The organism is Pseudomonas sp. EYE_354 (assembly GCF_023148575.1).
Lineage (GTDB): Bacteria > Pseudomonadota > Gammaproteobacteria > Pseudomonadales > Pseudomonadaceae > Aquipseudomonas.
The window spans coordinates 211,926-232,319 of record NZ_JAHXNQ010000008.1 but is presented as its reverse complement, the minus strand read 5'-3'; the positions used below and the strand labels follow the sequence as shown (position 1 = coordinate 232,319).

Genomic DNA, 20,394 nt, shown 5'->3' with positions numbered 1-20,394 from the left:
CCCTGCGCCACGTTTGACCGATTTCGACCTTGAAATACGCGCGAATTGGGCGGGCTTGCTCGCAAAGAGCCCACCAGCCACACCGCTAAAGCCCAGCACGGGCCTGCAGACTCAGGTGTGCTCTCTCCCCCGGCGCCAAACGGGCGCCGGCCACCGCCGACTCCACGCACACAAACCCCGACGCCTCGTTGAAGCTCACCCCCAGCAGCGGCCGGCTGCCCGGATGCCACACCACGGTGTCAGCGCTGTCGCCAGTGTCGATGCACAGTTCGCGCTGCCAGGCGTGGTCCTTGAGGTGCAACTCACCCTCATGCTGAAACACCCGCTGGCACCCACCCTCCACCCGTAACTCGCCTTCCTGCTGGCAGACCTGGCGATTGAGCTGGTCGTAACCTTGAGCGCCATCAAGCCCAGACAGCGCTATCTCGTCGACGTGACCAATACGCCAGTAAGCGTGCAAAGCATGGCTCAACTGGCACGGCAACTCGTCCTGGTGCTCGGTGCTCAAGCGCAGCTCCAGGGTGTCGCCCAGGTGCGCGTGCAGGTCAACCTGCCAGTCGCACAGCTGCAATTGCCAGTGCAGGCGCACGCCGTCGTCGTCGGTGCGGGTGTCGAGCAGCTTCCAGTCGATCAACCGTGCCCAACCGTGGGATGGCCACGCGTTCTCGCTCGGGTGACGGCCATACCACGGCCAGCACACCGGCACGCCGCCACGGATGGCACCGACCTGAGGCCACTTGGCCGCGCACCACAGCCAGGGTTTCTGGCCACGGGGTTGAAAATGCAACAGTTGCGCGCCCTGACGGCTGAACACCGCCTGGCACAGCGGATGGTCAATCACCAACACGTCGCGCAGCTGAAAGCGTTCCCAGGCGAACACCGGACGCTCGCGCAAGGATTTGAAAAAGCGTTGCAGCGGATGCTCATGCATGTGCCACGGTCCTGAAATTCATCGCAGTGCTGCTCAAAAAAAAGCGGATAGCCATGGCTACCCGCAAATGCGCACAGAGAGAAGGAGCTTATCGCAAAGCGTTAGAAGGTCGACTGAATTTTCAGACCCGCCACCAGCGCGTTGTCGACTTTATCCACGCCGCCCGGTTGCACGACGTATTGCAGGTTAGGACGCACGGTCAACCAGTTGGTGACGTGGAAGCCGTAGTTGATTTCGAAGTTGTATTCGGTCTCGCGAATCGGCGTGTACAGCGGGTTGTCGTAATCGCTCACGCCGTTGGCAGCGTTAAGCAGTTCCGAGTTTTTCTTCACGTCATCGTTGACGTGCAAACGCGCCGCGCCAATGCCGACGTCGTCTTTTGGACGCGCATCGAATGGGCCTTTGTACACCAGCATGATCGACTGGTAGTTGTCGACCAGGTTGGTTTCCTTGTCGTGGAAGGTGGCGTTGGCCGCAATATTCAAGCCGCGCGAAGCGTCGCCGTTGTGCGTCGTGAGTTGTTGTTGGGCAACGAACCAGTAGCCTTTCTTACTGCTGCGGGTGCGGTAGTTGGCGCCCGTGGTAGCGGCATCGTTACCGTTGACGTCTTCACGCACGTCGCTGGCATCGGCGGCGCTCTTGTAGTAACCCACGCGGTATTCGCCCGGCAGGTTGTTCACCTTCGGCGACCAGACCAATTCCACCGGGATCACGGTGCCCTTGGTGCCGCTGCCGCTGAGCTTGAAGCCGTTGCCGTGCTCGAGCTGCGATGGGTTCTGGTTGTAAGCACCGATCTGCGCATACAGTTCAGGCGTGATGTGGTACTTCACGCGGATTGCCGCCTGGCTGACCGGCCAGTTGTACCAGGTGCTGACGTAGTTACCCACTTGGGAACCGCAGAACGACAGGTTCTGGAAGTCGCATGGGAAGGTGTTGAAATCTTCGCCTTCACCGAAGTAACCGAGTTTCACATCCAGCTTGTTGTCGAACATCTGGTGCTGGATCCAGAACTGGGTCAGACGCACCATGTGGCCACGGCCGTAGACTTCCATCGACGAGCTGAGCGTGCCGGCACGCGGGTCGCCAATACGGTCGTTGGAAATGTTCTGGCCATTACGGTTGGTCAACTGGATCTTGGCCTGAGTGTTATCCCAGCCCCACAGCTTTTGCAGATCCAGTGCCACGCCCAGACCGAACTGGTCGGAGTAACGCCCGGTTTTGTCGTCGTTGTAGCCGCCGTGCAGGTTGGCGCCCATTTCCCCAACGTAGTCCGCCTTGATGTCGATACCTTGCTCGATCAGCTTGGTACGTTCACCACCCCAATCACCGGTCATCCATTTGGAGTCGGCGCTGAAAGCCTCGTCCGCCATCGCATTGGCGGACAAAACCAGAACGGCTGCAGCTGACAGTTGGCAGATCAGCCGGGTGTTGTTGTGTTGCTTTTTCATCCCTACATCCTCGTCTTTATTGTTATTAAACTGTTTTTATCTAACGCGGGTTACATTTTTTAGCTAAAACAACAGGTTAACGTGCTCAGCGACCCTTGAACTGGGCCACGTTATCGGCATGCCCGTGCGTCGGCAGTGACGCTGCCGTGCCCAGGCGCTCACCGGTGTTGGCGTCAAACAGCAGCACCTTCGCCGGATCGAATTGCAGGGTCAGGGTCTCACCCACCTGAGGGGCCACATCGGGCGCCAGGCGGCAGCAGACCTTGGTGTCATTGAGTTGCACAAACACCAGGGTGTCCGGGCCGGTCGGCTCGGTCACCTGGACTTCAGCACGAATGCTCGACGCACTGTCGCCCTCGCCCACCGCCAGCATGATTTGCTCCGGGCGCAGGCCCAGGATCACGTCGCGGTCTTCAAGGCCGGCATCGGTCACGTTCAGCGCCAGCTCACAACGGGCCTGGCCGCTGTCCAGCAGGGCCACCAGGCGACCGTCCTTGCGCTGCAGGCGCAGGGGCACGAAGTTCATCGGCGGCGAGCCGATAAAGCTCGCCACGAACTGGTTGGCGGGATTGTTGTAGATGTCTTTTGGCGTGCCGAACTGCTGGATGATGCCGTCCTTCATCACCGCCACTTTGTCGCCCAGGGTCATCGCTTCGATCTGGTCGTGGGTGACGTAGACGGTGGTGGTTTTCAGGCGCTGATGCATCAGTTTCATTTCGGTGCGCATCTCGACGCGCAGCTTGGCGTCGAGGTTGGACAGCGGTTCGTCGAACAGGTAGATCTTCGGCCGACGCGCCAGGGCACGGCCCATGGCCACGCGCTGCTGCTGGCCGCCGGAGAGCTGGCCCGGCTTGCGATTGAGCAGGTGTTCGATCTGCAGCAACTTGGCCACGCGCGCCACTTCGGCGTCGATGTCGGCTTGAGGCATTTTGCGAATCTTGAGGCCGAATTCGATGTTCTCGCGCACGCTCATGGTCGGGTACAGCGCGTAAGACTGAAACACCATGGCGATGTCGCGATCCTTGGGGCTCATGCCGCTGACATCCTGGTCACCGATCATGATCGCGCCGCCGGTGATGGTCTCCAGACCGGCGATGCAGTTCATCAGGGTGGACTTGCCGCAACCCGAAGGGCCGACCAGGATCAGGAATTCGCCTTCCTTGATCGACAGTTCGATGTTCTTCAAGGTGTCGGGCAAGCCCGCGCCATAGGTCTTGTTTACATTGCGAAGTTCAAGCGTAGCCATGATTACCCCTTGACCGCGCCGGCCGTGAGGCCGCGCACGAAATACTTGCCTGCGATCACATAGACCAGCAGGGTCGGCAGCCCAGCGATCATCGCCGCCGCCATATCAACGTTATATTCCTTGGCCCCGGTGCTGGTGTTGACCAGGTTGTTCAGCGCCACGGTGATGGGCTGGGAGTCGCCACTGGAGAACACCACACCGAACAGGAAGTCGTTCCAGATCTGCGTGAACTGCCAGATCAGGCAGACCATGATGATCGGGGTGGACATCGGCAGAATGATCTGACGGAAGATGGTGAAAAAGCCGGCACCGTCCAGGCGGGCAGCCTTGATCAGCGCATCGGGAATGCTCACGTAGTAGTTACGGAAGAACAGCGTGGTGAACGCCAGCCCGTAGACCACGTGCACAAACACCAGGCCGGTGGTGGTACTGGCCAGGCCCATCTTGCCAAGGGTGAACGACGCCGGCAGCAGCACGGTCTGGAACGGCAGGAAGCAGCCGAACAACAGCAGGCCGAAGAACAGCTGCGAGCCACGAAAACGCCAGAACGACAGCACATAGCCGTTCAATGCGCCAATGGCCGTGGAGATCAGTACCGCCGGAACGGTAATCTTGATCGAGTTCCAGAAGTAGCCATCCACCGTCGCCCACGCCTTGACCCAGCCGATGCCGCTGACCACGGTGGGCCAGCTCAACAGATTGCCGGTGCTGATGTCTTCCGGGGTTTTGAAGCTGGTGAGCAGCATCACCACCAGCGGCACCAGGTACAGCAGCACCGCGAGGATCAGCACCGCGTAGATCGCGATGCGGCTCAGGCTGATGGCGGGTTTAGAAGCGAGACTAGTCATTACGTTTGGTCCTCAGCTCGGAGTAGAGGTAAGGCACGATGATCGCGAGGATCGCACCGAGCATCAGGATTGCACTGGCCGAGCCCATGCCCATCTGGCCACGGCTGAAGGTGAACGAGTACATGAACATCGCCGGCAGGTCGGACGAGTAGCCAGGGCCGCCGGCGGTCATGGCCGCCACCAGGTCGAAGCTCTTGATCGCAATGTGCGCCAGAATCATCACCGCACTGAAGAACACCGGACGCAGGCTTGGCAGCACCACGCTCCAGTAAATGCGCGGCAGGCTCGCACCGTCGATCTGCGCGGCACGGATGATCGATTGATCAACGCCACGCAGGCCGGCCAGGAACATGGCCATGATGAAACCGGAGGCTTGCCACACGGCGGCGATCACCAGGCAGTAGACCACGCGGTCCGGGTCGATCAGCCAATCCAGGCGGAAGCCTTCCCAGCCCCAGTCACGCAGGAGTTTGTCCAGGCCCATGCCCGGGTTAAGCAGCCATTTCCAGGCGGTACCGGTGACGATCATCGAGAGCGCCATCGGGTACAGGTAAATGGTGCGGATAAAGCCTTCGCGACGGATTTTCTGGTCGAGGAAAATCGCCAGCGTCACGCCGATAACGAGGGTAATGCCAATGAACATCCCGCCAAACAGCGCCAGGTTCTTGCTCGCCACCCACCAGCGATCGTTGTCGAACAACCGCTCGTATTGCGCAAGACCCGCCCATTTGTAGCTCGGCAGGAACGTAGACGTGGTGAACGACAGTACAAACGTCCACAGGATGTAGCCGTAGAAACCCACCAACACGATGAACATGCTGGGCGCCAGCACCAGTTTGGGGAGCCAGCGCTGCAGCGCATCGAACGGCGAGGCTTTGCTGAACACAGCAACAGAACTCATGGGAAAATCCACTGAAAGAATAAGGGCGACTGCAAGCTACAAGCGAAGACAACCGCGCCCACTTGTAGCTTGCAGCTTGTAGCTTATTTACTTAGCCGACTTGATCGCAGCGCCGAGTTTCTTGGCGGTGTCGGCCGGGTCGGCTTTCGGGTCGTTGATGTAGTTGGTCACGACATCAAAGAACGCACCTTGCACCGCCAAAGTGGTAGCCATGTTGTGCGCCATGCTTGGCTGCAGGCCGCCGGTCTTGGCGTCTGTCAGGAAGTCCTTGGCGGCGGTCTGGGCGCAGGAGTCGAAACCGTACGACTCCATTTTGGTCAGCATGTCATTGCGCACAGGGATCGAGCCCTTATTGATGCTGAAGACTTTCTGGAAGTTTTCACCCAATACGACTTTGGCGATGTCCTGCTGGCCGGCAGCGGTGCCTTTGTCTTTCTGCTTGAACACCGCCAGGGAGTCGATGTTGTAGGTGAAGGCTTTTTCGGTGCCCGGGAAGGCTACGCACTCGTAATCCTTGCCCGCGACTTTCTTGGCGGCAGTCCACTCGGACTTGGCCCAGTCACCCATGATCTGCATGCCGGCCTTGCCGTTGATGACCTTGCCCGCTTCCAGGTTCCAGTCCTGGCCTTTACCGTCGACGTCCATGTAGGTCGCGACTTTCTTAAGCTCGGTGAGGGCCTTGACCATTTCCGGACCGGTCAGTGCGCCGTTGTCCAGGTCGACCAGGGCTTTCTTGTAGCCGTCGGCACCCATCACCGACAGAACAACGGCTTCGAAGACCGTGCTGTCCTGCCAAGGTTGGCCACCGTGGGCGAGCGGGATGAAACCTGCGGCCTTCAGCTTGTCGCCGGCGGCATAGAATTCTTCGAGGGTGGTAGGGTTTTTGGTGATGCCGGCTTTCTTGAAGACTTCCGGGTTGATCCATAGCCAGTTGACGCGGTGGATGTTCACCGGCACGGCCACGTAGTCACCGTCGTACTTCACGGTGTCGGAGACTTTCTTGTCGAGCAGCGAGTCCCACTTTTCCTGTTTGGCCACGTCTTTCAGGACGTCGGTGTCGAGCAGACCGGTAGATGCCCATTCCTGGATGTCGGGGCCTTTGATCTGGGCGACGCCTGGCGGGTTGCCTGCCACCGCGCGGCTTTTCAGCACGGTCATGGCCGTGGCGCCACCGCCACCTGCGACAGCACCGTCCTTCCAGGTGAAGCCGTCTTTTTCGACTTGGGCCTTCAGGACATCTACAGCCGCTTTTTCGCCACCCGAGGTCCACCAATGCACAACTTCAACCGTACCTTTGGAGTCGGCGGCAAATGCACTGAGGGGAAACAACGAGGCAACGGAAATAGCTACGGCGAGGCGATTAATCGCGTTCATCTGAATACCTTTTCTTGTTGTTATGCATGCAAGTCTGGAGCTTGCGCTGCACGGAGTTTAAACATGGATATTTCAAGTGCAGGTAACAAAGGGATGCCCAAATGTCACCAGTTAGTGACATAACGCCCAGCGCCTAACGCGCTGGCCATACTCGGCGCCAGAGGCAGTGCAGGCAGCACCACCGCTTGCCAGGCATGGTACAGGTCCGGCTTGCCACCCCAGATGCTGCTGCTGGGCTGGTTATGCGGGCTGAGTTCGTGGTGCCAGCTGCCATTGAGCCGGTCGATAAAATGGCTGTCGCAGAACTCCCAGAACCGCCGGTACCAGGTTTCGTAATGCAACTCTCCGGTACGTTTGAGCAAAGCCTGGGCCGCCGCGCTCGCTTCGGCGTGGGTCCAGTGCAATCGCTCCCGCACTACCGGGCGGTGGTTCCAGTCCAGCGTATAGACAATGCCGGGCGCACCATCCACGGCCCAGGCGTATTCGCAGGCACTGGCGAACAGACCTTTGGCGTCGCTCAGCAGCCAGTCCGGCGTGACCAGCCCGGCTTGCAGGCGCGCGGCCTCCAGGTGCAGCACCAGTCGCGCCCATTCAAAGCCGTGGCCGGGGGTGATGCCGTAAGGGCGGAAGCCGTCGGCGGGGTTGTCTGCGTTGTAATCGAGCAAGGGTTGCCACTGGGTATCGAAATGCTCAATGACCATGAATTGATGGGCGGCGGCATGGCTGTGAATCACCCGCTCGACAATGCGCAGCGCACGGTCCAGCCAGCGGGTGTCACCGGTGACATCCGCCAGGGCCAAAAAGGCTTCGGTGGCGTGCATGTTGCTGTTGGCACCGCGATAGGCTTCGACGCCGCTCCAGTCCTTGGCAAAGGACTCGAGCATCACGCCCTCCTCCTCGCTCCAAAAGAACTGGTCGATGATATGGACGGCGTCATTGAGCAAGGTGTGCGCACCGGGCGCGCCCGCGACCACGGCAGAGCTGGCGGCCAGGGCGACGAAGGCATGCAGGTAGGCGGCTTTGCCGGTGTTGCCATCCAGCGCACGAGACGTGGCAAACCAGCCACCGTGCTCAGTGTCGCGCAGAGGCCCGCTGAGAGCCGCAACACCGTGTTCGACCAATGCGGCATACCCCGGCAACCCCATGGCATGGGCCATGGCGAAGCTGTGGGTCATGCGTGCGGTGTTCATGGTTTCGGCGTGGGCATCGGCCGGGAGATGGCCCTTGTCATCCAGGTTGCCAAAACCGTCAGGCATACGGGAGGCCTTGGCGAATGACAGCAGGCGCTGGCCTTCGGCGGCGAGCCAGGCGTAATGGGCAGGCGCGTTCAGCCAACTGCTGGCAGGCAGTGGAGGCGTGGTCATGGGTGGCCCTTATTGTTTTTTGTGGGATGACCGGAGTCTAAACAAGGGCGTGCGCGGGGCATGTAACGAAGGGGATCGGAAATGTCACCGGGCGGTGACATTTCTCCAGGACACGCGTTACTGACCGGGCGTCGGGCTCTTGGCGGACGTATTGAGCTGCTGCTGCAGGTTTTGTACCTGGCTCTGCAAGGTGGTGATATTGCGGGTGGTCTGGATGCGGAACACGTCGAACTCTTTGTTGGTCGGCGCATCGCTGTTGGCCGGCTGGCTGTCCTGGGCGCTTTTGAGGACGACAAGGTCCTGCTCAAGGCGGGCAATCGCAGCGCTCGGGTTACCTTGTTTTTTCAGGGCGGCCACGTCGGCAGCCAATTCCTTGATCTCGGTATCGCGCTTGCCGCCGTCGCCTTGCGCCGCCTTGAGGCTGGCAACGGCATCGGTCAAGGCTTGTACCTGGCCTTGCAGCTTGCTGTTGGCGGTGGAGAGTTCCGTGGTGCTGGCGGTCATTTGCGCCAAACGTTTATCCAGCTCTGTGGCCTGGCCGGCTACCCCGAGCTGCTGCTTGCCCTGCTCCAGCAGTTGGCTTTCCAGTTGCTTGATCTGCAGTTTCAGCGCCTCGCTGCCATTGTTTACGCTGGCCTCGCTGGCGACGACCTTGCCGGAAATGTCCTGCAGGCGCCCCGCCGCTTCTTCGCTGATGCGCGCGAAGCTTTCCTGGGTGGCGACCAATTGCTGGCCCATCAATGAGATCTGCTGGAAGCTCCACCAGGCCAAACCGGCAAAGGCGATCAGCAGTGCGCCGATCAGCGCCCACAACGGGCCGGTGCTGGCGCCCTTGACCTTGACCACGGGCGTGGTGCGCGAACGCACCGAGGTGGCCGGTGAAGGTTCGAAATCATCGTCATCCCCGAGATCGGCCCGCAGGCTGGGAACGTTGTCGAAGTCGTCGTTAGCATCGTTACGCATGAATCAACCCTGAATCGCTGAAGTGGCTGGCGGGAACGCCGAGCGACGGGAGTATAAACCGCTGCCCCGACGCACTGATCGACCGGGAACCCTGAATTCGGTTCCCGATGTGTTGCCTGGTGTGACCTTAGTTGCCCCCCGGATCCTGGGCTTTCCACCAACTGCAGAACTCGTCGAGGGCGGCCCATAGGCTGACCTTGGGCGCGTAATCCAGATAATGCCTGGCCCGGCTGATGTCGAGGGTGAAATCTTTGTTCATCACTTGCATGCCCAGGCGCGAGAGCGCGGGCTCCGGTCGTCCGGGCCACAGCGCACAGCATGCTTCGTTCAGCGCCGCCACGCTGTAGGACAAACCGTAGGACCGATAGCGGGTCACCTGAGGCAACTGCATTTGGCGCATCACGTAGTTCACCACATCCCACACCGGCACCGGCGTGCCGTTGCTGATGTTGTAGGCCCTGCCCAACGCAGAGCCGGGGGCCAGCAAACTGCTGAGCAGCGCTTCGTTAAGATTGTGGATGCTGGTGAAGTCGACCTTGTTCAGGCCGTCACCGACGATCGCCAGGCGGTTCTTGCGCTGCATGTTAAGCAGGCGCGGGAAGATGCTCGTATCGCCGGCACCGGTGACGAACCGCGGGCGCAGGGCCAGCACTTCAAGACCGAACTCCTGGGCGCCGAATACCTTTTGCTCGGCCAGGTATTTGGTGGCGGCATAGGGGTGCTTGAAGCGCTTGGGCACTTGCTCTTCGGTCAGGCCCAGATGATCGCGGCCATCGAAGTAGATCGACGGCGAGGACAGGTGCACCAGTCGCCCGACGTGCTGCTTCAAGCAGGCCTCAACCACGTTTTCGGTAAGCTGCACGTTGCCCTGATAGAAGTCCTGGTAACGCCCCCACAGCCCGACGGCGCCGGCGCAGTGCACCACGGCTTCAACATCGCGGCACAGGTCACGCACCAGGTCGGCATCATTCAGATCGCCCGGGATAAACTCGGCACCGCGCCTGACCAAGTGCTCCACGCCTTCGGCGCGACGCCCGTTGACCCGCACGTCCAAGCCCTGCTCCAGGGCGAAACGCGCAAAGCGCCCGCCGATGAAGCCGCTTGCGCCGGTGACCAGAATTTTCATGGAGCCTCCTACGGATGCAGTTGCGAGCGCCAAACTTCAAGCTGCAAGCTGCAAGTTAAAAACGGTGCGCAAGCTTTTCGCTTGCAGGCTGCAGCTTGACGCCCGTCACGGCTGATAGGGCACCAACCACTGACCGCACACCTGGGCCAGATGGTCAGTCAACAAGCCCAACAGTTGTCCGCCATTGCGCCAATGATGCCAGTACAACGGCACATCGATCGGCTTATCTGGCAGCAACTCCACCAGCACACCTTTTTCAAGCTGATCGCGCACCTGCAGTTCGGGCACCAGCCCCCACCCAAGCCCGGCTTCTGTCAGACGGATAAAACCTTCAGACGACGGGCACAGGTGATGCTCGAAACCTCCCTCCACCCCCAGGGAGGCCAGGTAACGGTGCTGCAGGAAATCATCGGGGCCAAACACCAGCGCCGGCGTGCGCGCCAGTTGGTCGGCACGCACGCCCTGGGGGAAGTGCCGGGCAATAAACGCCGGGCTGGCCAGCGCACGGTAGCGCATGGCGCCGAGCAACAGGCTGCGCGCCCCGGCCACCGGGCGTTCGCTGGCGCAGATGCAGGCGGCCACTTCGCCGGCGCGCATGCGCTTGAGACCTACGGTCTGGTCCTCAACCACCAGGTCGAGCAGCAAATGCTGCTCGGCACAAAAATCGCTGACGGCCTCGGCCCACCATGTCGCCAGGCTGTCGGCATTCAACGCGATGCGCAGACGTTCGGGCATGCCTTCTTCGTCCAGCGCCGGCACCTGGCCTTGCAGGTCGCGCTCCAGCAACCGCACCTGCTGCACGTGGTTAAGCAGGCGCCGGCCGATATCGGTGGGCGTGGGTGGTGTCGCCCGCACCAGCACCGGCTGGCCGATGCGTGCCTCGAGCAGTTTGATGCGCTGGGAGATCGCCGACTGTGACAACCCCAGCACCTGGGCGCCACGTTCGAAGCCGGCCTGCTCCACCACCGCCGCCAGGGCGGAAAGCAACTTATAGTCGAACATCAGTTTCTCTAATGAGCGATCAGCAATATTGGTTTTTCTTATACCGCGTCGAGCCCGAGAATGACCAGCATCGATGAGAGGAACTTTACCTATGTGGCAAAGCTATATGAACGGACTGCTGGTGGCCCTGGGGCTGATCATGGCGATCGGCACGCAAAACGCCTTCGTCCTGGCCCAGAGCCTGCGCCGTGAACACCACCTGCCGGTGGCGGCGCTGTGTGTGGTCTGCGATGCGTTGTTGGTGGCGGCCGGGGTATTCGGCCTGGCGACCGTGCTGGCGCAGAGTCCGATATTACTGGCGGTCGCGCGTTGGGGCGGCGCCGCGTTCCTGTTGTGGTACGGCGCGTGTGCGTTGCGCAGGGCCTGCTCGAAACAGAGCCTGGACCAAGGCGACAGCCTCAAGAGCCGCTCCTTGCGCGCGGTGTTGCTCAGCGCCCTGGCGGTAACCCTGCTCAATCCCCACGTTTACCTGGATACCGTGCTGCTGATCGGCTCGCTGGGGGCGCAACAGACCGAACCCGGCGCCTACGTGGCCGGTGCCGCCAGCGCGTCATTTCTGTGGTTCGCCACCCTGGCGCTCGGCGCGGCATGGCTCGCGCCGTGGCTGGCACGCCCGGCGACCTGGCGCCTGCTGGACCTGCTGGTGGCAGTGATGATGTTCAGCGTGGCCTATCAATTAATAAGCGCATCGTGAAGTTATTCCAAAAGGCTCTGGAACCTCTATCCCACACAGTTGTTGCGTGGTTTTGCCGCACCCCCGGTGCTATGATCCTGCCCCTGCGCCGCAAAGAGTACAAACTCCCCGGCGCTTGTTTGGCCGCCCGTGATCGGCCTTGCGCTCACCGCAACTGACCTGATTAGGAGAATTATCATGGCTTTCGAATTGCCGCCGCTGCCCTACGCACACGATGCCCTGCAGCCGCACATCTCCAAGGAAACCCTGGAGTACCACCACGACAAGCACCACAACACCTATGTCGTGAACCTGAACAACCTGGTGCCAGGCACCGAGTTCGAAGGCAAGACCCTGGAAGAAATCGTCAAGTCTTCTTCGGGCGGCATCTTCAACAACGCCGCTCAGGTCTGGAACCACACGTTCTACTGGAACTGCCTGGCGCCAAACGCCGGCGGCCAACCTACCGGCGCGCTGGCTGAAGCCATCAACGCTGCGTTCGGTTCGTTCGACAAGTTCAAGGAAGAATTCACCAAGACGTCCGTCGGCACCTTCGGTTCCGGTTGGGGCTGGCTGGTGAAAAAGGCTGACGGTTCCCTGGCCCTGGCCAGCACCATCGGCGCCGGCAACCCGCTGACCAGCGGCGACACCCCGCTGCTGACCTGCGACGTGTGGGAACACGCTTACTACATCGACTACCGCAACGTGCGTCCGAAGTATGTGGAAGCGTTCTGGAACCTGGTCAACTGGAAGTTCGTGGCTGAGCAGTTCGAAGGCAAGACCTTCACTGCCTAAGCAACCCTTGCAGTAGAGAGAGCCCGGCGATCGCCGGGCTTTTTTGTGGACGCTTAAAAAGGAACGCCATGCGGGAAGTGTGGAACTCACCGAAACGAATTCGCCACCCAGACAACGAGAGAAATACCTCTCTCATTTCAGGCAGGAGAGTGTGCAATGGATCCGTTATCGATGGGTATGTCGGCGGTGTCATCAGTGATGCCAATCGTCGGTCAAGGCATGGATTTGCTGGGCAAAGGCATGGATTTGCTCGGAAAGCTGGTAGACGCAAAAAGCGCGAACGCAAGCCAGGACCAAGGCAAAATCGGCGCAGATACGCACCAGAGCAACGCTGTTCAGATCAATTTCAACTGATAAAACCGTCGCGTGCCGTACCAGAGAGCGGCGGATTTTATCCGCCCTCTTCCTGCCCCGCCTTCATTCGCCCGCTTCCCGCCGCTCACGCCCCAATGTTCCTTTGACGGCCGCCATCAGATTGCCAATACTCATGGCATATTGAAGGCCACCCGCATGAGACAAGGAATGCCCCTTTGAAGCTGGAACTCAAAAACAGCTTGTCGGTGAAGTTGCTACGGGTTGTGCTGCTGTCTGCATTGATCGTGGGCGTGGCGCTGAGCGTGGCGCAGATCGTCTTCGACGCCTACAAGACACGCCAGGCCGTGAACGGCGATGCCCAACGCATCCTCGACATGTTCCGCGACCCCTCGACCCAAGCCGTCTACAGCCTGGACCGAGAGATGGGTATGCAGGTGATCGAAGGCCTGTTTCAGGACGAGGCCGTGCGCATGGCCTCCATCGGCCATCCCAACGAAACCATGCTGGCGGAAAAAAGCCGCGCCTTGCAGCACTCCCCCAGCCGTTGGTTGACCGACCTGATACTTGGCAAAGAGCGCACATTCACCACTGCACTGGTTGGCAAAGGCCCCTACAGCGAATATTACGGCGATTTGAGTATCACCCTCGACACCGCCACCTACGGCCAGGGCTTTATTGTCAGCTCGGTGATCATCTTTATCTCCGGGGTTCTACGCGCGCTGGCCATGGGTCTGGTGCTGTACCTGGTGTATCACTGGCTGCTGACCAAACCGTTGTCGCGGATAATCGAGCACCTGACCTCGATCAATCCGGACCGGCCCAGCGAGCATAAGATTCCGCAACTCAAGGGCCACGAGCGCAACGAGTTGGGGCTGTGGATCAACACCGCGAACCAATTGCTCGAGTCCATCGAACGCAATACCCACCTGCGCCACGAAGCCGAAAGCAGCCTGCTGCGCATGGCGCAGTACGATTTCCTGACGGGCCTGCCCAACCGCCAGAAGCTGCAGGAGCAACTGGACAAGATCCTGATCGACGCTGGCCGGCGCCAGCGCCGCGTGGCGGTGTTGTGCGTGGGGCTGGATGACTTCAAAAGCGTCAACGAGCAGTTTACCTACCAGGCCGGCGACAAATTGTTGCTGGCCCTGGCCGATCGCTTGCGTGCCCACAGCGGCCGCCTCGGCACCCTCGCACGGCTGGGCGGCGACCAGTTCGCCCTGGTGCAAGCCGACATCGACCAGCCTTACGAAGCCGCCGAACTGGCGCAAAGTATCCTGGATGACCTCGAAGCGGAGTTCGCCCTCGACCACGAGCAGATCCGCCTGCGCGCAACCATTGGCATCACCCTGTTCCCGGAAGACGGCGACAGCACCGAAAAGCTGCTGCAAAAAGCCGAACAGACCATGACCCTGGCCAAGAGCCGTTCGCGCAACCGCTATCAGTTCTATATCGCCAGCGTCGACAGCGAAATGCGCCGCCGCCGCGAGCTGGAAAAAGACCTGCGCGACGCCTTGGGCCGCGACCAGTTTCATTTGGTGTACCAGCCGCAGATCAGCTACCGCGACCAGCACGTGGTGGGGGTGGAGGCGCTGATTCGCTGGGAGCACCCGGAACACGGGCTGGTTCCGCCGGACCTGTTTATCCCGCTGGCCGAGCAGAACGGCACGATCATTCCGATTGGCGAGTGGGTGCTGGACCAGGCCTGCCGGCAACTGCGCGAATGGCACGACATGGGCTTCACCGCGCTGCGCATGGCGGTCAACCTGTCCACCGTGCAATTGCACCACACCGAGTTGCCACGGGTGGTCAATAACCTGATGCAGATCTACCGCCTGCCGCCGCGCAGCCTGGAGCTGGAAGTCACCGAAACCGGCCTGATGGAAGACATCAGCACCGCCGCCCAGCACCTGTTGAGCCTGCGCCGCTCCGGCGCGTTGATCGCCATCGATGATTTCGGCACCGGCTATTCATCGCTGAGTTACCTCAAGAGTCTGCCGCTGGACAAGATCAAGATCGACAAGAGCTTCGTCCAGGACCTGCTGGACGATGACGACGACGCGACCATCGTGCGCGCGATCATCCAACTGGGCAAAAGCCTGGGCATGCAGGTGATCGCCGAAGGCGTGGAAACCGCGGAACAGGAGGCTTATATCATCTCCGAGGGCTGCCACGAAGGTCAGGGTTATTACTACAGCAAACCCTTGCAGGCCAGGGAACTTGCGGCTTTCTTGAAGCAGGCCGAGCGCAACAACGCCGTCATTCTTTGACGGGGCAAACGGGGCGGGTTGTGGCTCGCAGGCTTGCCACACACGAGATAGTTGATATTTCCTGCGTATAACCCTTTACACAAAATGCAAATCTTTCGCATTATGTCGCAGTTTTTGCGCTCCCCCGCGCGCCCTATCAACAACCGAAGCAGGATGTTCGCCATGATTCGTATGCCCCTGGCCACCGCCAGTCTGCTGGCCATTGCCATTTCTCTAGCCGGTTGCGGCGAAGGTAAAGACAAACCTGCTGCCAACCAGGCGCCGACCCCGGCCGCCAGCACTACCGCTCCAGCGGCTGCCGCCCCTGCCGGCCAGGTCGATGAAGCGGCCGCCAAGGCTGTCGTCGCGCATTACGCCGACATGGTGTTCGCGGTGTACAGCGACGCCGAAACCACCGCAAAAACCCTGCAGACTGCAATCGACGCCTTCCTCGCCAAGCCGAACGCCGACACCCTGAAAGCCGCCCGCGCTGCCTGGGTTGCCGCGCGCGTGCCTTACCTGCAAAGCGAAGTGTTCCGCTTCGGCAACACCATCATTGATGACTGGGAAGGTCAGGTTAACGCCTGGCCCCTGGACGAAGGCCTGATCGACTACGTCGACAAATCCTACGAGCACGCCCTGGGCAACCCTGGCGCCACTGCCAACATCATCGCCAACACTGAAGTGCAGGTCGGCGAAGACAAGGTTGACGTGAAGGACATCACTCCGGAAAAACTCGCCAGCCTGAACGAGCTGGGCGGTTCCGAGGCCAACGTCGCCACCGGCTACCACGCCATCGAATTCCTGCTCTGGGGCCAGGACCTGAACGGCACCGGCCCTGGCGCCGGCAACCGTCCTGCGTCGGACTACCTGACCGGCGACGGCGCCACTGGTGGCCATAACGAGCGTCGCCGTGCGTACCTGAGCGCCGTGACCCAACTGCTGGTCAGCGACCTGCAGGAAATGGTCGGCAACTGGAAACCAAACGTTGAAGACAACTACCGCGCCACCCTGGAGGCAGAACCTGCCACCGATGGCCTGCGCAAGATGCTGTTCGGCATGGGCAGCCTGTCCCTGGGCGAACTGGCCGGTGAGCGGATGAAGGTGTCCCTGGAAGCCAACTCGCCGGAAGACGAGCAGGACTGCTTCAGCGACAACACTCACTACTCGCACTTCTACGACGCCAAGGGCGTGCGCAACGTCTACCTGGGCGAATACACCCGCGTTGACGGCACCAAAATGACCGGCGCCAGCCTGTCGTCCCTGGTGGCCAAGGCCGACCCGGCAGCCGACAGCGCATTGAAGGCCGACCTGGCCGCGACCGAAGCGAAAATTCAGGTCATGGTCGATCACGCCAACAAGGGTGAGCACTACGACCAGTTGATCGCAGCCGGTAACGATGCGGGCAACCAGATCGTGCGCGACGCAATCGCGGCCCTGGTCAAGCAGACCGGTTCGATCGAAGCCGCGGCGGGCAAGCTGGGCATCAGCGACCTGAATCCGGATAACGCTGATCACGAGTTCTGATTCGTGTGCAGTTGAACGAGGCGACCTTCGGGTCGCCTTTTTCATGGGCGGTTTACATGCCCTGCACCCCAGGTAGAATGGCGCCTCTGCCCCATCTCGAGCGAACTTCATGGCGTTGCCGACCCTACGCATCATCGGTTTCATCATCGGCATCTTCCTGATCACCCTTGCGATCGCCATGGTCGTGCCCATGGCCACCCTGGTGATCTTCGAACGCACCAGCGACCTGCCGTCGTTCCTGTGGGCCAGCATGATCACGTTTATCGCCGGCCTGGCGCTGGTGATTCCCGGGCGCCCCGAGCATGTGCACCTGCGTCCGCGGGACATGTACCTGCTCACCGTCACCAGTTGGGTGGTGGTGTGCGTATTCGCCGCGCTGCCGTTTCTGCTGACCCAGCACATCAGCTACACCGACTCGTTTTTTGAAAGCATGTCCGGCATCACCGCCACCGGTTCTACGGTGTTGAGCGGGCTGGACAGCATGTCACCGGGGATTCTGATGTGGCGCTCGCTGCTGCACTGGCTCGGCGGCATCGGCTTTATCGGCATGGCGGTCGCGATTCTGCCGCTGCTGCGCATCGGTGGCATGCGCCTGTTCCAGACCGAATCTTCGGACCGCTCGGAAAAAGTCATGCCCCGTTCGCACATGGTGGCGCGGCTGATCGTGGCGGCCTACGTGGGCATCACCATCCTCGGCAGCCTGGCGTTCTGGTGGGCGGGCATGGGCTTGTTCGATGCGATCAACCACGCGATGTCGGCGATTTCCACTGGTGGTTTCTCCACCTCCGACGAGTCCCTGGCCCACTGGAAACAGCCGGCGGTGCACTGGGTAGCGGTGGTGGTGATGATCCTCGGCAGCCTGCCGTTCACCTTGTACGTGGCCACCTTGCGCGGCAACCGCAAGGCGTTGATCAAGGACCAACAGGTACAGGGTTTGCTCGGCTTGCTGGTGGTGACCTGGCTGGTGCTCGGCACCTGGTACTGGTGGACGACCAGCCTGCACTGGCTCGAAGCCCTGCGCCACGTAGCGCTGAACGTGACCTCGGTGGTGACCACCACTGGTTTTGCGCTAGGGGACTACAGCCTGTGGGGCAACTTCTCGCTGATGCTGTTCTTCTACCTGGGGTTTATCGGCGGCTGTTCGGGCTCGACCGCCGGCGGGATCAAAATCTTCCGCTTCCAGGTGGCCTATATCCTGCTCAAGGCCAACTTGAACCAGTTGATTCACCCGCGTGCGGTGATCAAGCAGAAGTACAACGGCCACCGGCTCGACGAAGAAATTGTGCGTTCGATTCTGACCTTTTCGTTTTTCTTCGCCATCACCATCTGCGCCATCGCCCTGGCGTTGTCGCTGCTGGGCCTGGACTGGATGACCGCGCTGACGGGCGCCGCCAGCACCGTGTCCGGCGTCGGCCCGGGCCTGGGTGAAACCATCGGCCCGGCCGGCAACTTCTCGAGCCTGCCGGATGCCGCCAAATGGATCTTGTCCCTGGGGATGCTGTTGGGCCGCCTGGAGATCATTACAGTCTTTGTTCTGTGTATCCCGGCGTTCTGGCGTCACTGACCGTCGACGCCTCCTGCAACCGCGCCCGGTATTCGCCGGGCGTGGTATCGAACCACCGGCGAAACGCACGGAAAAAGTTGCTCGGGTCGGCAAAGCCCAACAGATAGGCGATCTCCAACAGGGTCATACTCGGCTGCGCCAGGTATTGCTCGGCCAGTTCGCGACGGGTGTCGTCGAGCAGGGTCTGAAAGCTGGTGCCCTCCTCCTGCAAACGCCGCTGCAAGGTCCGCTGGGACAGGTGCAGGGTCTGAGCCACCACTTCACGCTTGGGTTCGCCCTGGGGCAGCAATCTGCAGAGCACTTGGCGTGCCTTATGGGTCACGCGGCTTTCAGAGAAGCGTGCCAGATACTCACCGGCAAACCGATCATGCAACAGCGCCATGGCCTCGTTGGCCGTAGGCAGCGGTGCCTCCATATCAGCACGCTCGAAGATCAGCGCGTCATACGTCGCGTTGAACTCCAGCGGCGCATGGAACGCCTGTTTATAGGGCGTCAGGTCCACCGGCGGCTCGCCTTGCAGCAGGACTTTGCGCGGTTGCAGGGTGCGGCCCGTCAGCCAGCCGCACAGCGCCAGTGCACAGGCCAGCGACGCTTCGGCACTTTGCCGGGTGGGCGGCAGATGGTCGCCATGCACGGTCAGAATCAGCGCATAGCCTTCGGACAACAGTCGGAAACTCAAGTCAGCGCTTTCGGCGATGATCCGCTGGTAGCGCACCAGCCGCATAAAACCTTCAGCCAGGGTGTTGCTGGACATCAACGCGTAACCGGCCACATGAAACGACGCCGGGCGCACCACTTTGCCCATGTTCAGGCCAATCGCCGGGTTGCCCGACAGTTCGACCGCGCGCTGCCACAGGCGCGTCATGGCGTCCTGTGGAAAACGTGCGTCGGGGTCATCGAGGGCCGCGTAATCCAGGCCCACTTGTTTGAACAGGCTGCGGCAGTCCAGGCCATCCATTTCCAGCGCCTTGACGATCCCCATTGCCCAGCTTGCAGAAGTTGTTCGTTCGCTCATGGCGTCTTCTTAATAAAGCAGGCTCAAAACGGCAGCCAGGAAGCCAAGGATACTAAAGTGGCATCTAATGTCACTGGCTGTTACCAGTGTTCACTCTAGACTCAAATAAGCTCCCCGCCGAACATCTGCCCGGCGGCACAACAATCAAAGGGCTCGTCACTGTGGAAAACGTCAAGCGATTCAATAGCTTCGCCGAGTTTTACCCTTACTACCTGGCCGAACACGCCAACAGCACCTGCCGGCGCCTGCATTTTATTGGCACCACTCTGGTGATCGGTATCCTGGCCTACGCCATTGGCAGGGGGTCACTGGGGCTGTTGCTGGCCGTGCCGATTGCCGGTTACGGCTTTGCCTGGTTCGGCCACTTCTTCTTCGAAAAGAACCGCCCGGCGACCTTTCAGCACCCGTTGTACAGCTTGCTCGGGGACTTTGTGATGTACCGCGACATGATTCTGGGCAAGGTGCCGTTCTAGCCCTGCGGCAGCGTGTCACTTGCGCAAAAACGCAGAAGGTTCGTTGATCCGTCGATTTAAAAGTCTTTTTGTCATTTACAGTGCTGTATCCTGCGAAAGCTTTTTGAGAGCGCGGAATCACCTGCGATTGATAAAACAGACTTTGCGAGGAGCGACGACGATGCACGAGATACCTAATCTCCCCTTCCCAAGCCTGCACGAAACTGAGCAGCCAACACCGCAGCAGGCCAGCCCCCAGCAGCCTGAGGCCAAAGAAGCAAAACCAGTCGACAGCGAACGCCAGGACTGACGCCGTACCAGACCGTGTGGAAAGCGCACCGTTGCGCGCTTTCCACACCGCCTGAATGACCCGAGGTACCCCGCATGACCGACAACCTCCCCAACACCCCGGACACCGCTGTACTCGACGCTGCCTTGCAGATGGTCGAGGTGTGGAACCGCCTCAGCGCAGACAAGCAGGCCTTGCTGCTCAAGCGCTTCGGCACCCAGGAGAACGCGCTGGCGGCCCTGGTCACCACGCAATTGCTGGCCCCCGCGCAAGCCTGAAGTCTGGTTGATCCGACGTTTTTGCGTTTTACCGTCC

Annotated in this window: 19 protein-coding genes; 8 read left to right on the top strand and 11 right to left on the bottom strand. The window is 60.8% G+C overall.

Going from position 1 to position 20,394, the window contains the following annotated elements; translation table 11 throughout:
- Window positions 1-85 precede the first annotated feature (85 nt).
- The 10 genes from KZX66_RS13670 to KZX66_RS13625 all read right to left on the bottom strand — a co-directional run bounded on the left by KZX66_RS13670 (window position 86) and on the right by KZX66_RS13625 (window position 11,203).
- On the bottom strand, window positions 86-931 hold the full coding sequence (locus tag KZX66_RS13670) for a D-hexose-6-phosphate mutarotase (RefSeq protein ID WP_248080116.1): 846 nt from the start codon (window positions 929-931) through the stop codon (window positions 86-88).
- 101 nt (window positions 932-1,032) lie between these two features.
- Window positions 1,033-2,379, bottom strand: coding sequence for a carbohydrate porin (locus KZX66_RS13665; protein WP_248080114.1), 1,347 nt, complete (start codon window positions 2,377-2,379; stop codon window positions 1,033-1,035).
- A gap of 85 nt (window positions 2,380-2,464) precedes the next feature.
- On the bottom strand, window positions 2,465-3,625 hold the full coding sequence (ugpC, locus tag KZX66_RS13660) for a sn-glycerol-3-phosphate ABC transporter ATP-binding protein UgpC (RefSeq protein ID WP_248080112.1): 1,161 nt from the start codon (window positions 3,623-3,625) through the stop codon (window positions 2,465-2,467).
- 2 nt (window positions 3,626-3,627) lie between these two features.
- Window positions 3,628-4,473 carry a carbohydrate ABC transporter permease gene (locus tag KZX66_RS13655; protein ID WP_015885553.1) on the bottom strand — a complete coding sequence of 282 codons (846 nt, stop codon included), beginning with the start codon at window positions 4,471-4,473 and terminating at the stop codon, window positions 3,628-3,630.
- Window positions 4,466-5,374 (bottom strand): sugar ABC transporter permease, encoded by a 909-nt coding sequence (locus KZX66_RS13650; protein WP_003175732.1) that lies wholly within the window; start codon window positions 5,372-5,374, stop codon window positions 4,466-4,468. The genes KZX66_RS13655 and KZX66_RS13650 overlap by 8 nt, the downstream gene beginning before the upstream one ends.
- A gap of 87 nt (window positions 5,375-5,461) precedes the next feature.
- Window positions 5,462-6,748, bottom strand: a complete 1,287-nt coding sequence (locus KZX66_RS13645; RefSeq protein ID WP_248080110.1) for an ABC transporter substrate-binding protein — start codon at window positions 6,746-6,748, stop codon at window positions 5,462-5,464.
- A 104-nt stretch (window positions 6,749-6,852) separates the two neighbouring features.
- Complete coding sequence (locus KZX66_RS13640) at window positions 6,853-8,112, bottom strand: AGE family epimerase/isomerase (RefSeq protein ID WP_248080108.1); 1,260 nt, start codon at window positions 8,110-8,112, stop codon at window positions 6,853-6,855.
- Window positions 8,113-8,229: 117 nt separating this feature from the next.
- The gene (locus KZX66_RS13635) at window positions 8,230-9,075 is read right to left on the bottom strand and encodes an ATPase (RefSeq protein WP_248080106.1); all 846 of its coding nucleotides are present in this window, start codon (window positions 9,073-9,075) and stop codon (window positions 8,230-8,232) included.
- A 127-nt stretch (window positions 9,076-9,202) separates the two neighbouring features.
- Entirely contained in the window at window positions 9,203-10,201 is a 999-nt protein-coding gene (locus KZX66_RS13630) for an NAD(P)-dependent oxidoreductase (RefSeq protein ID WP_248080104.1), read from the bottom strand.
- A 105-nt stretch (window positions 10,202-10,306) separates the two neighbouring features.
- Complete coding sequence (locus tag KZX66_RS13625) at window positions 10,307-11,203, bottom strand: LysR family transcriptional regulator ArgP (protein WP_248080102.1); 897 nt, start codon at window positions 11,201-11,203, stop codon at window positions 10,307-10,309.
- Window positions 11,204-11,294: 91 nt separating this feature from the next.
- Here KZX66_RS13625 and KZX66_RS13620 point away from each other — a divergent pair, with 91 nt between their 5' ends.
- The 6 genes from KZX66_RS13620 (at window position 11,295) to KZX66_RS13595 (ending at window position 18,323) form a co-directional block, all read left to right on the top strand.
- Window positions 11,295-11,897 (top strand): LysE/ArgO family amino acid transporter, encoded by a 603-nt coding sequence (locus tag KZX66_RS13620; protein ID WP_248080100.1) that lies wholly within the window; start codon window positions 11,295-11,297, stop codon window positions 11,895-11,897.
- A 177-nt stretch (window positions 11,898-12,074) separates the two neighbouring features.
- Window positions 12,075-12,671 carry a Fe-Mn family superoxide dismutase gene (locus KZX66_RS13615; RefSeq protein ID WP_003212997.1) on the top strand — a complete coding sequence of 199 codons (597 nt, stop codon included), beginning with the start codon at window positions 12,075-12,077 and terminating at the stop codon, window positions 12,669-12,671.
- A gap of 156 nt (window positions 12,672-12,827) precedes the next feature.
- Window positions 12,828-13,025 carry a hypothetical protein gene (locus KZX66_RS13610; RefSeq protein ID WP_248080098.1) on the top strand — a complete coding sequence of 66 codons (198 nt, stop codon included), beginning with the start codon at window positions 12,828-12,830 and terminating at the stop codon, window positions 13,023-13,025.
- 176 nt (window positions 13,026-13,201) lie between these two features.
- Window positions 13,202-15,253, top strand: a complete 2,052-nt coding sequence (locus KZX66_RS13605) for a bifunctional diguanylate cyclase/phosphodiesterase (protein WP_248080096.1) — start codon at window positions 13,202-13,204, stop codon at window positions 15,251-15,253.
- Window positions 15,254-15,415: 162 nt separating this feature from the next.
- Window positions 15,416-16,759: an imelysin family protein gene (locus tag KZX66_RS13600; RefSeq protein ID WP_248080094.1), complete on the top strand. Its 1,344-nt coding sequence runs from the start codon at window positions 15,416-15,418 to the stop codon at window positions 16,757-16,759.
- A 109-nt stretch (window positions 16,760-16,868) separates the two neighbouring features.
- Window positions 16,869-18,323 (top strand): TrkH family potassium uptake protein, encoded by a 1,455-nt coding sequence (locus KZX66_RS13595; RefSeq protein WP_248080092.1) that lies wholly within the window; start codon window positions 16,869-16,871, stop codon window positions 18,321-18,323.
- Here KZX66_RS13595 and KZX66_RS13590 read toward each other — a convergent pair.
- The gene (locus KZX66_RS13590; protein ID WP_248080090.1) at window positions 18,280-19,338 is read right to left on the bottom strand and encodes an AraC family transcriptional regulator; all 1,059 of its coding nucleotides are present in this window, start codon (window positions 19,336-19,338) and stop codon (window positions 18,280-18,282) included. The two genes, KZX66_RS13595 and KZX66_RS13590, sit on opposite strands and share 44 nt — an antisense overlap.
- 161 nt (window positions 19,339-19,499) lie before the next feature.
- On the opposite strand from KZX66_RS13590, the gene KZX66_RS13585 reads away from it, so the two are divergent.
- Both KZX66_RS13585 and KZX66_RS13580 read left to right on the top strand, forming a co-directional pair.
- Window positions 19,500-19,811, top strand: a complete 312-nt coding sequence (locus tag KZX66_RS13585) for a DUF962 domain-containing protein (RefSeq protein ID WP_248080088.1) — start codon at window positions 19,500-19,502, stop codon at window positions 19,809-19,811.
- Between the two features lie 363 nt (window positions 19,812-20,174).
- Window positions 20,175-20,357, top strand: coding sequence for a hypothetical protein (locus KZX66_RS13580; RefSeq protein WP_248080086.1), 183 nt, complete (start codon window positions 20,175-20,177; stop codon window positions 20,355-20,357).
- Window positions 20,358-20,394: the final 37 nt, after the last annotated feature.

What these genes read in the sequence shown, in the direction of transcription:
- KZX66_RS13670 (WP_248080116.1), bottom strand. Translation starts at nt 931, where the DNA reads ATGCATGAGCATCCGCTGCAACGCTTTTTCAAATCCTTGCGCGAGCGT.
- KZX66_RS13665 (WP_248080114.1), bottom strand. Translation starts at nt 2,379, where the DNA reads ATGAAAAAGCAACACAACAACACCCGGCTGATCTGCCAACTGTCAGCT.
- ugpC (WP_248080112.1), bottom strand. Translation starts at nt 3,625, where the DNA reads ATGGCTACGCTTGAACTTCGCAATGTAAACAAGACCTATGGCGCGGGC.
- KZX66_RS13655 (WP_015885553.1), bottom strand. Translation starts at nt 4,473, where the DNA reads ATGACTAGTCTCGCTTCTAAACCCGCCATCAGCCTGAGCCGCATCGCG.
- KZX66_RS13650 (WP_003175732.1), bottom strand. Translation starts at nt 5,374, where the DNA reads ATGAGTTCTGTTGCTGTGTTCAGCAAAGCCTCGCCGTTCGATGCGCTG.
- KZX66_RS13645 (WP_248080110.1), bottom strand. Translation starts at nt 6,748, where the DNA reads ATGAACGCGATTAATCGCCTCGCCGTAGCTATTTCCGTTGCCTCGTTG.
- KZX66_RS13640 (WP_248080108.1), bottom strand. Translation starts at nt 8,112, where the DNA reads ATGACCACGCCTCCACTGCCTGCCAGCAGTTGGCTGAACGCGCCTGCC.
- KZX66_RS13635 (WP_248080106.1), bottom strand. Translation starts at nt 9,075, where the DNA reads ATGCGTAACGATGCTAACGACGACTTCGACAACGTTCCCAGCCTGCGG.
- KZX66_RS13630 (WP_248080104.1), bottom strand. Translation starts at nt 10,201, where the DNA reads ATGAAAATTCTGGTCACCGGCGCAAGCGGCTTCATCGGCGGGCGCTTT.
- KZX66_RS13625 (WP_248080102.1), bottom strand. Translation starts at nt 11,203, where the DNA reads ATGTTCGACTATAAGTTGCTTTCCGCCCTGGCGGCGGTGGTGGAGCAG.
- KZX66_RS13620 (WP_248080100.1), top strand. Translation starts at nt 11,295, where the DNA reads ATGTGGCAAAGCTATATGAACGGACTGCTGGTGGCCCTGGGGCTGATC.
- KZX66_RS13615 (WP_003212997.1), top strand. Translation starts at nt 12,075, where the DNA reads ATGGCTTTCGAATTGCCGCCGCTGCCCTACGCACACGATGCCCTGCAG.
- KZX66_RS13610 (WP_248080098.1), top strand. Translation starts at nt 12,828, where the DNA reads ATGGATCCGTTATCGATGGGTATGTCGGCGGTGTCATCAGTGATGCCA.
- KZX66_RS13600 (WP_248080094.1), top strand. Translation starts at nt 15,416, where the DNA reads ATGATTCGTATGCCCCTGGCCACCGCCAGTCTGCTGGCCATTGCCATT.
- KZX66_RS13595 (WP_248080092.1), top strand. Translation starts at nt 16,869, where the DNA reads ATGGCGTTGCCGACCCTACGCATCATCGGTTTCATCATCGGCATCTTC.
- KZX66_RS13590 (WP_248080090.1), bottom strand. Translation starts at nt 19,338, where the DNA reads ATGAGCGAACGAACAACTTCTGCAAGCTGGGCAATGGGGATCGTCAAG.
- KZX66_RS13580 (WP_248080086.1), top strand. Translation starts at nt 20,175, where the DNA reads ATGACCGACAACCTCCCCAACACCCCGGACACCGCTGTACTCGACGCT.